Source organism: Stenotrophomonas sepilia (assembly GCF_003244875.1).
Taxonomy (GTDB): domain Bacteria; phylum Pseudomonadota; class Gammaproteobacteria; order Xanthomonadales; family Xanthomonadaceae; genus Stenotrophomonas; species Stenotrophomonas sepilia.
This window is the reverse complement of sequence record NZ_LXXZ01000082.1, coordinates 57,718-67,029: the sequence shown is the minus strand read 5'-3', so window position 1 is coordinate 67,029 and position 9,312 is coordinate 57,718. Positions and strand designations below refer to the sequence as shown.

At 68.4% G+C, this 9,312-nt stretch carries 8 protein-coding genes; 4 read left to right on the top strand and 4 right to left on the bottom strand.

Going from position 1 to position 9,312, the window contains the following annotated elements; translation table 11 throughout:
• Positions 1-310 precede the first annotated feature (310 nt).
• Complete coding sequence (locus A7X97_RS16810) at positions 311-2,410, top strand: glycosyl hydrolase family 18 protein (RefSeq protein ID WP_088496902.1); 2,100 nt, start codon at positions 311-313, stop codon at positions 2,408-2,410.
• A 121-nt stretch (positions 2,411-2,531) separates the two neighbouring features.
• Here the strand turns inward: A7X97_RS16810 and A7X97_RS16805 are convergent, their stop codons facing one another.
• Together A7X97_RS16805 and xerD are read right to left on the bottom strand one after the other, a co-directional pair.
• Positions 2,532-3,317, bottom strand: a complete 786-nt coding sequence (locus A7X97_RS16805) for a thioredoxin fold domain-containing protein (protein ID WP_088496901.1) — start codon at positions 3,315-3,317, stop codon at positions 2,532-2,534.
• A 100-nt stretch (positions 3,318-3,417) separates the two neighbouring features.
• A complete protein-coding gene (gene xerD / locus A7X97_RS16800; RefSeq protein WP_072168877.1) occupies positions 3,418-4,395 on the bottom strand; it encodes a site-specific tyrosine recombinase XerD in 978 nt (325 codons plus the stop codon).
• Positions 4,396-4,451: 56 nt separating this feature from the next.
• Between xerD and A7X97_RS16795 the strand changes: the two genes are divergently transcribed.
• Positions 4,452-4,943, top strand: a complete 492-nt coding sequence (locus A7X97_RS16795) for an RDD family protein (RefSeq protein WP_088496900.1) — start codon at positions 4,452-4,454, stop codon at positions 4,941-4,943.
• 90 nt (positions 4,944-5,033) lie between these two features.
• Here A7X97_RS16795 and lptG read toward each other — a convergent pair whose 3' ends face one another.
• Complete coding sequence (gene lptG / locus A7X97_RS16790; RefSeq protein WP_111008224.1) at positions 5,034-6,140, bottom strand: LPS export ABC transporter permease LptG; 1,107 nt, start codon at positions 6,138-6,140, stop codon at positions 5,034-5,036.
• On the bottom strand, positions 6,137-7,219 hold the full coding sequence (gene lptF, locus A7X97_RS16785; protein WP_072168875.1) for an LPS export ABC transporter permease LptF: 1,083 nt from the start codon (positions 7,217-7,219) through the stop codon (positions 6,137-6,139). The genes lptG and lptF overlap by 4 nt, the downstream gene beginning before the upstream one ends.
• A 104-nt stretch (positions 7,220-7,323) precedes the next feature.
• On the opposite strand from lptF, the gene A7X97_RS16780 reads away from it, so the two are divergent.
• Together A7X97_RS16780 and A7X97_RS16775 are read left to right on the top strand one after the other, a co-directional pair.
• Positions 7,324-8,802, top strand: a complete 1,479-nt coding sequence (locus A7X97_RS16780) for a leucyl aminopeptidase (RefSeq protein WP_072168874.1) — start codon at positions 7,324-7,326, stop codon at positions 8,800-8,802.
• An 82-nt stretch (positions 8,803-8,884) separates the two neighbouring features.
• The gene (locus tag A7X97_RS16775; protein WP_005415211.1) at positions 8,885-9,310 is read left to right on the top strand and encodes a DNA polymerase III subunit chi; all 426 of its coding nucleotides are present in this window, start codon (positions 8,885-8,887) and stop codon (positions 9,308-9,310) included.
• Positions 9,311-9,312: the final 2 nt, after the last annotated feature.

Here is a 9,312-nt window from a genome sequence, read left to right as displayed (position 1 = left end):
CTGAGCCCACCCGCCCGGCCAACCCCCAGAAATCCGCTATTAGCAGCAAGCCCCAGCCACGAGGGGGCTCCGCCGATGGCCGCCGACTGCGCGCCAGCGCCGCTTTCCGCCCAAATCGCCGAACCATGCGCTTGCTCACGGATTGACCACGCAATTGATGACAACGTTGTCCCCACCTGGTGCCGGACTCTCTCCCCGGCCTCCCAGGTGCCTCCGTCCGGCCCCTCCGTCGCCTTCCCGGGCGATGCCCGGACCTGCGTCACGCGCGGCGCCATCGGGGCCCGCGCGCCCTTTGATCGGAGACTCACCCATGTACGACCCGATTGTGCGCAGTGCCGAACGTTCGACCCGAAGCTGTCGTCCCCGCCACCTGGCCTGGCTGCTTGCCCTGGCCGCCGGCAGCGCCGCCCTGCCCGGCCTGGCGCAGGCTGCCAGCTGTGCCGGCGTGGCCCAGTGGGACCAGGCCAAGATCTACCGGGCCGGCGATACCCTGCAGAAAGGAGGCGTCCTCTATCGGGCGAACCAGGACATCTGGAACGCGCCGCCGGACCATCCGGCCGGTGCGCCCTACTACACCAACCTCGGTGCCTGCGATGGCACCGGCACCAACCAGCCGCCGGTGGTCAGCCTGACCTCGCCGGCCAACGGCGCCACCTTCAGCGCCGGCAGCACGGTCAACGTGACCGCCACCGCCAGCGATCCGGACGGCAGCGTCGCCAAGGTCGAATTCTTCCGCGACGGCAGTACGCTCGGCGTGGCCACCAGTGCGCCATATGCAGCCAGCTGGACCAACGCCAGCGCCGGCAGCCATACCCTGCGCGCGGTGGCCACTGACAACAACAATGCCACCGCCAGCACGGCGACGATCACCATCACCGTCAACGCCGCCAGCGGCGACACCACCGCACCGAGCGTGCCGGGCGGGCTGGCGGTCGGTGCCCGTACCGCCAACAGCATCGCGCTCAGCTGGAGTCCTTCCACCGACAACACCGGTGGCAGTGGCCTGGCCGGCTATGACGTGTACCGCAACGGCAGCCTGGTCGGTTCGCCGTCCAGTGCCAGCTATGTCGACGGCGGGCTGACCGCGTCGACCACCTACCGTTACCGCGTGCGGGCGCGCGACAACGCCGGCAACGCATCGGCGCAGGGCACCGAGATCAGCGCCACCACGCTGGCCGGCGACGGCGGCACCACCGGCAAGCGGGTCATCGGTTACTTCACCCAGTGGGGCATCTACGGCCGCAACTACCGGGTCAAGAACATCGACAGCAGCGGTTCGGCGGCGCGCCTGACCCACATCAACTACGCGTTCGGCAACGTGCGCAACAACCGCTGCGAAGTCGGCATCACCCAGCCGTCGGATCCGAACAGCGGTGCCGGTGGCGATGCCTTCGCCGACTACACCAAGGCCTTCAGTGCCGCCGAGAGTGTCAGCGGCAGCGCCGATACCTGGGACCAGCCGCTGCGCGGCAACTGGAACCAGCTCAAGCAGCTCAAGGCCAAGTACCCGAACCTGAAGGTACTGATCTCGCTGGGTGGCTGGACCTGGTCGCGCGGCTTCTCCAGCGCGGCGCGCCCGGAAAACCGGCAGGCCTTCGTTGCCTCGTGCATCGACGCGTACATCAAGGGCAACCTGCCGGTGACCGACGGTGCCGGCGGCGCCGGTGCGGCGCTGGGCGTGTTCGACGGCATCGACATCGACTGGGAATACCCGGTGGCCTGCGGCATCGAATGCGGCAAGCCGGAAGACAACGCCAACTTCACCGCGCTGATGGCCGAGTTCCGCCGTCAGCTCGATGCGGTGCGTCCGGGCCTGTTGCTGACGGTGGCGGTGGGTGCCGGCATCGACAAGATCCGCGTCACCGATCCGGCGGCGTACCACCCGTACCTGGACTACATCAACGTGATGACCTACGACTTCCACGGCGCGTGGGATGCGAGGACCAATCACCAGTCGGCGCTGTTCGATTCGCCGAATGATCCGTCCACCGGCGACCAGAAGCTGTACAACAGCAACGACGCCATCGAGGCCTTCATCAGCCGTGGCGTGCCCGCCGCCAAGCTCAACCTGGGCATCGGCTACTACGGGCGTGGCTGGACCGGCGTGGCCAATGCCAACAACGGCCTGTACCAGACCGCCAGCGGTGCTGCCCCGGGCACGTATGAAGCCGGCATCGAGGACTGGAAGGTGCTGAAGAACCTGGCGTGGCCGGGCTACACCGACAACACCGCCGGTGCCACCTGGATCTACAACGGCAGCACGCTGTGGAGCTTCGACACCCCGGCCAACATCACCCGCAAGATGGGTTACGTGAAGACCCAGGGCCTGGGCGGCGCGTTCGTCTGGGAGTTCAGCGGTGACGATGCGCAGGGCACGCTGACCAAGGCAGTCAGTGATGGCCTGAAATAAGGCAAAAGCCGGGGGCGCATTTTGCGCCCCCGGCCTCTGATCTGTGGCGCCGAGCCCATGCTCGGCTGATGGTTGCGCAGCCGAGCATGGGCTCGGCGCTACAGGAAAAGGTCAACGGCGATCAGCGCTTGGCCGACAGCTTTTCCAACGCCGCACGCAGCTGTGCCGGCGGCAGGTACCCCCCCAGCTGGGTGCCGTCCGGCGCGAAGATCGCCGGCGTACCATTCACGCCCAGCTGCTGGCCCAGCGCGTACTGCATCGCCACCGGATTGGTGCAGTTCTTGGCGGGAACGTTGCCGCCGCGCTTGGCGTTGGTCAGCGCCTGGCGACGATCCGCTGCACACCAGACCGAAATCATGTCGGTGTAGTCCTTGCTGCCCAGGCCCATGCGCGGGAACGCCAGGTACTCGACGGTGATGCCGTTGCGGTTGAGCTCGGCGATGTCCTGGTGCAGCTTGCGGCAGTAACCGCACTCGATGTCGGTGAACACGCTGATGGTGTACTTGGCGTTCGGCGCGGCGAACACGATGCGATCGCCGTGGTTGGCCTTGGCCAGCAGGCCGCGGCGATAGCCGAGCAGGCCTTCGCTGTTGGCCGGGCCCTTGGCGCGGGTGTCGTAGGGCTGAGACTGGAACAGATAGCGGCCGTCATCGGACACATACAGAAGCTGGCCTGAAACGACGACCTCGCGGAAGCCGGGGAAAGGCGCGGCGCCAATGTAGTCCACCTGGAAACCGGGGTTCAACGCGGTCAGTGCGGCGCGTACCGCCTGGTCGGCGGGCGCATTCGCGGCCGGACTGGCCTTGGCCGCAGCGGCGGCGGGTGCCTTGGCGGCCGGTGGAGCCGGCTGGGCGCAGGCGGTCAGGCTGAGCGCACCGAACACGGCGGCGATGGCAAATCGGAGCATGGAGCGGTCCGCGACAGAAGAAGACCCCGGATTCTGACACAGCCACCGCGACCGGGCGGCGACGGCCGGCAGCGCCCCGGGCAGCGATTCAGCCCGGCGCTCAGCCACGCGGATGGTGGCGGGCGTGCAGCTTCTGCAGGTGCTCGCGCGCGACCAGGGTATAGATCTGGGTAGTCGACAATGAACTGTGGCCGAGCAGCATCTGCAGCGCGCGCAGGTCGGCACCGCGGTTGAGCAGATGGGTGGCGAAGCTGTGCCGCAGGCCATGCGGGCTGATCCGCGCCGGGTCGATGCCGGCCACCTGTGCGTGGCGCTTGACCAGATGCCAGAACGCCTGCCGGGTCAGCGCATGCAGCGTCGGTTCGACGAACAACGGGGTCTGCCCATCCGCCAGGGCATGCACCTTGCCCTTGCCGACCAGCTGCGGGCGCGACTGCTGCAGGTAACGCTCCAGCCAGTGCTGGGATTCCTCGCCCAGCGGCACCAGCCGTTCCTTGCTGCCCTTGCCGGTGACCCGCAGCACGCCCTGGCGAAGGTTGACCGCCGTGGCCGGCAGCAACACCAGCTCGCTCACGCGCAGGCCGGCGGCATACATCAGTTCCAGCATGGCGCGATCGCGCAGGCCCAGTGGGCTGTCGACATCCGGTGCTGCCAACAGCGCGTCGATCTGGCTCTCGGCCAGCGCCTTGGGCAGCAATCGTGGCAGCTTCGGCGGATCCAGCAGCGCACTCGGGTCCTCGCTGCGTTCGCCGCGCCGCACGCCATCGGCGAAGAACGCCCGCAACGCCGACAGCAGGCGCGCATTGCTGCGCGGCGACCAGCCATGCCGGGTGCGCCAGGCCAGATACTCGAACAATCCGGGACGCTCGATGCCGGCCAGGCCACCGTCGCGTCCATCCATCCAGCGCGCCAACCCTTCGAGGTCACGCCGGTAGCTGTCGAGGGTGGCACGGGCCAGGCCGTTCTCGGCCCAGATCGCATCGAGGAAGCGCTGGATGCGCACGCTGTCGTCGGCGCGAAGCTCGGGTAGTTGCTGGACCAGCTGGCGGCGTTCGGCGGGGGTGGAGACAAGGGCCATGCGTGCAGGATACGAGGGCCACTGCGGGCACGGCCAGCTTTGCGTATGCTCGGCGCATGTCCCGCCCTGCTACCGACACGGCCCCTGCGGCCGCTACCGAAATGCTCCATCCGCGCGCATTGCTGCTGTGGCGCGCGCTGGCGATGGTCTACGACGCACTGCCGGTGCTGGCGCTCTGGATGCTGGCCGGCACGCTGTTCACCCTCGCCTACACCTTCAGCGGCCACGCGCAGCGCGAGAACATCGCGCCATTCAGTGCCTGGCAATGGCTGCTGTGGGCGGTGTGCTGGGCGATCACGGGCTGGTACGCCACGGCCAGCTGGCGCCGCGGCGGACAGACCCTGGGGATGCGCCCGTGGCGGCTGAAAGTGCAATCAATCGATGGCACGCCGTTGCGGCGCGGGCAGTTGTGGCTGCGCTTTGCGGTAGGCACGCTTTCCCTGCTGCTGGGCGGTCTGGGATTCTGGTGGGCGTGGGTCGACCGCCAACGCCTGACCTGGCACGACCGCGCCAGCGGTACCCGCCTGGTGCGGATGCCGAAACGGTAAGGCGCTGTCTGTAGCGCCGAGCCCGTGCTCGGCTGCTTTCCGCACTGTACGTGACAGCCGAGCACAGGCTCGGCTCTACAACAATCAGAATCAGCCCGACTTGCGCCGGAACAGCAGTCCGGATACCGCCAGCATCACGATCGGCGGCAACGCGTAGGCAATGCGGTAATCGAACTTCAGCGCGCCGGCCATGCGGCCGAAGAACAGCTGCAGCAGCCAGAAGCCCAATGCGAACAGGATGCCCAGGAACAAGCGCTTGCCCATGCCGCCGCTGCGCAGCGATCCGAACGCGAACGGCACCGCCGCCAGGCACAGGGCCAGCACGTTCACCGGATAGAACCAGCGGCTCCAGTACACATCCTCGAAATCGCGCGCGTCCAGCCCGTTGCGTTCGCGGTAGGCAATGCTGGTGCTCAGCTCGGACACGCTGAGGTTGCGCGGCTTGGCGATACCGGTCGCCAGCGCGGCCGGGTCCAACTTCGAGTTCCAGGGCTCACGTGCCACTTCCTGACGGGTTGCCGAGCGCTCGCCAAAGGTGTCGCGGCGCACGCCGGTCAACACCCAGCCGTCCTTGTCGTGCTCGGCGGTGGCGGCATGGGTCAACGAGGCGATCTTGCCGTCTTCGGCGACCCGGTACAGGCGCACATCACGCAGGATCAGCCGCGTGCCCTTGTCGCCCACCAGCTGCTCCTCGCCGCTCTGCGCATTGAGGAAGCTGTCGCCTTCGCGTGCCCACAGCCCCGAGTAACGGGTAGTGGCAATATCCCGCCCCCATTTGGCGCTGGATTTCAGCGCATCGGCACGGTCCTGGCCCCACGGGCCCAGCGTCTCGGCGCTGAGCACCATCACCGCGGTCAGCAGCGACAGCGCAATCGCCACCGACACGCTCAGGCGCTTGCGCGACAGGCCCAGTGCACGCAGTGCGGTCAGCTCCGAGGTCGCGGCCAGCTGGCCCAGGCCCATCAGTGCGCCGATCACCGCGGCCGTCGGGAACATCGTGTAGGCGCGGCGCGGCACGGTGTACAGCACCCACGCGGCGGCATGGCCCAGGGTGTAGCCGTTCTTGCCGATGTCCTTGAACTCGCCGGAGAAGGCCATCACCACGTCCAGGCCCACCAGCACCGCCCAGGTCAGCAGCACGGTGGTGAACACCGACCGGCCCAGGTACAGGTCGAAACGCATCGGGCGCAGCCTCATGCGCGGGCTCCCTTCGGACGGCCCAGGCGGCCATCACGTACATACATCCAGATCGCCAGCGCCAGCAGCGGCAGGGTCAACCACCACAGGCCGAGCGCGGGCGGAATCTTGCCGTTGGCAATCCAGCCGCTGCCGATGAACATCAGGTTGGTGCCCACCATGTAGGCCAGCAGGGCCAGCATCATGCGGCCGTAGCGCTGCTGGCGCGGCGAGCTGCGGCCCAACGGCACGGTCAGCAGGGCGAATGCCAGCGCGATCAGCGGCGGTGCCAGCCGGCGATGCAACTGCGCCTGCGCCTGCGGCCGTGCATCACCGATCAGCTGCAGGGTTGGCATCAGTTCCGGGTCATCCTCGGTGCGGGTCTGTGCGCCATCGGGCAGGGCCACGTCGTTGCGGGCGAAGGTCGCCAGCCGGTAATCCAGCCCAGCGGCCACCGGGCCTTCCACCTGGTGGCCATCATCCAGCTCCAGGAAACGCTGGCGGCTGCCCTCGAAGTACATGCGGCCACTGTTGGCCGACACCACCTCCAGGCGATCGTCCTTCTGCCGCTGCAGGAACACCTTGCCCAGCTCGGTGCCATCAGGCGAGATCGAGGACAGGTAGACCACGCCGCCATTGGGCAGCGGCGTGAACCGGCCCGGCTCCAGGCCGGCCATCAGCACGCTGCGGTTGGCCTCGATGATCATCTGCTCGGCCACCCGGCCTGCCCACGGGCCCAGCCACAGCGAGCAGGCGCCGACCAGCAGCACCACCGGCACCACCAGCATCAGCAGCGGTCGCAGCAGTCGCTTGGGGCCAACACCAATGGCGGTGATGACCGCCATTTCCGAGTCTCGGTACAGCCGCGCCACGGCCAGCAGCAGGCCCAGCATCAGTGCCAGCGGCAGGATCAGCGGCAGGTAGGCGATGAACTGCAGGCCCAGCTGGGAGAACAGCAGCTTGGCCGGCAGGCGTCCGTCGGCGATGTTGCCGAGGATGTCCACCAGCACGCCGCCCACGCTGACCACCAGCAGGACGATCAGGGTAGCCAGGAAACTCTGGACGAAATCGCCCAGCAGGTATCGGTCGAGCTTCAGCATGGGGCGGTGGTTTAAACTCTGGGGTTCGTTCGCGGTGCCGCCCAGTCTACTGTCTGGGCGTAAACGGCCTGCGATTGTACGGACTCGCCAATGGAATCTGCTCAATGGCCCTCGAATTCACCCTGAACCACGTTGCTCCGGCCGCCGCCACCGTTGATTGCCTGGTGGTCGGCGCGTATGCCGACCATACCCTGACCCCGGCGGCGCAGGCCCTGGATGCCGCCAGCGGTGGCCGCCTGGCCGCCCTGGCCCAGCGTGGCGATCTGTCCGGCAAGACCGGCGCAACCACCCTGCTGCACGACCTGCCGGGCGTGACCGCCCCGCGCGTGCTGGTGGTCGGCCTCGGTGAAGCCGCCCGTTTCGGCGTGCCGCAGTACCTGAAGGCCGTGGGCGACGCCGTGCGCGCGCTGAAGGCCGGCGCCACCCGCAGCGCGCTGTTCACCCTGTCCGAAGTGGCGGTGAAGGACCGCGACGCGGCCTGGGCGATCCGTCAGGCGGTGATCGCCGCCGATCACGCCGCCTACCGCTATACCGCCACCCTGGGCAAGAAGAAGGCCGACGACGCCGGTCTGACCCAGCTGGCCATCGCCGGTGACGACGCGCAGGCGCTGGCCCAGGGCCAGGCCATCGCCGCCGGTGTCGAGTTCGCCCGCGAGCTGGGCAACCTGCCGCCCAACTACTGCACCCCGGCCTATCTGGCCGACGTGGGCGTGAAGTTCGCCGGCGAGCACGAGGGTGCCGAAGCCGAGATCCTCGACGAGCACCAGATGGAAGCGCTGGGCATGGGCTCGCTGCTGGCCGTGGCCCGTGGCTCGGCCAACCGCCCGCGCCTGGTCGTGCTGAAGTGGAACAATGGCGGTGACGCCAAGCCGTACGTGCTGGTCGGCAAGGGCATCACCTTCGATACCGGTGGCGTCAACCTGAAGACCCAGGGCGGCATCGAGGAAATGAAGTACGACATGTGCGGTGGCGCCAACGTCATCGGCACCTTCGTCGCTGCGGTCAAGGCCAAGCTGCCGCTGAACCTCGTCGTGGTGGTCCCGGCGGTGGAAAACGCCATCGATGGCAACGCCTATCGTCCGTCGGACGTGATCACCTCGATGTCGGGCAAGACCATCGAAGTCGGCAACACCGACGCCGAAGGCCGCCTGATCCTGTGTGACGCGCTGACCTACGCGCAGCGCTTCGAGCCGGCCGCGCTGGTCGACGTGGCCACCCTGACCGGTGCCTGCATGGTCGCCCTCGGCCACCAGACCGCCGGCCTGATGAGCAAGCACGATGACCTGGCCAACGAGCTGCTGGCCGCCGGCGAGCACGTGTTCGACCGCGCCTGGCGCCTGCCGCTGTGGGACGAGTACCAGCCGATGCTGGATTCGAGCTTCGCCGACGTCTACAACATCGGTGGCCGCTGGGCTGGCGCGATCACCGCCGGCTGCTTCCTGTCGCGCTTCGCCGAAGGCCAGCGCTGGGCCCATCTGGACATCGCCGGCGTGGCCAGCGATGAAGGCAAGCGTGGCATGGCCACCGGCCGCCCGGTCGGCCTGCTGAGCCAGTGGCTGCTGGACCAGGCCGCCCGCGCCTGATGCCGTACCCGACCCTGGCCGGCAGACGCCGGCCGGGGCCTCGCCCGGCACTGCCGGGCCCCTGCCTGACCCGGACCCTGCCATGCCCCGCGCCGACTTCTACCTGATCGCCAAGCCCCGCTTCCTGACCGAGCCGCTGCGCCTGGTCTGTGAGCTGGCGCGCAAGGCCAACGACGCCGGGTTGTTCACCCTGGTGCTGGCCCGTGACCAGGCCCAGGCCGAGGAGCTGGACGAGCTGTTGTGGGCGTTCGACAACGACGCCTACATCCCGCACCAGATCGCCGGCGAAGACATGGACGAGGAAGAGGCCCTGGTACTGATCGCGGTACCCGGCACCGAGGCACCAGCGCGTCCGCTGGTGATCAACCTGCGCGACGAGCCCTGGCTGGGCCAGTGCGAGCGCGTGCTGGAAGTGGTGCCGGCCGATCCGGAAGCGCGCGAACCGCTGCGCGAGCGCTGGCGCCAGTACAAGGCCGCCGGTTACGACCTGAACAAGCATGACATGTGAGC

Bases quoted from the DNA above. Each gene is read 5' to 3' on its own strand.
- A7X97_RS16810 (WP_088496902.1), top strand. From the start codon at position 311: ATGTACGACCCGATTGTGCGCAGTGCCGAACGTTCGACCCGAAGCTGT.
- A7X97_RS16805 (WP_088496901.1), bottom strand. From the start codon at position 3,317: ATGCTCCGATTTGCCATCGCCGCCGTGTTCGGTGCGCTCAGCCTGACC.
- xerD (WP_072168877.1), bottom strand. From the start codon at position 4,395: ATGGCCCTTGTCTCCACCCCCGCCGAACGCCGCCAGCTGGTCCAGCAA.
- A7X97_RS16795 (WP_088496900.1), top strand. From the start codon at position 4,452: ATGTCCCGCCCTGCTACCGACACGGCCCCTGCGGCCGCTACCGAAATG.
- lptG (WP_111008224.1), bottom strand. From the start codon at position 6,140: ATGAGGCTGCGCCCGATGCGTTTCGACCTGTACCTGGGCCGGTCGGTG.
- lptF (WP_072168875.1), bottom strand. From the start codon at position 7,219: ATGCTGAAGCTCGACCGATACCTGCTGGGCGATTTCGTCCAGAGTTTC.
- A7X97_RS16780 (WP_072168874.1), top strand. From the start codon at position 7,324: ATGGCCCTCGAATTCACCCTGAACCACGTTGCTCCGGCCGCCGCCACC.
- A7X97_RS16775 (WP_005415211.1), top strand. From the start codon at position 8,885: ATGCCCCGCGCCGACTTCTACCTGATCGCCAAGCCCCGCTTCCTGACC.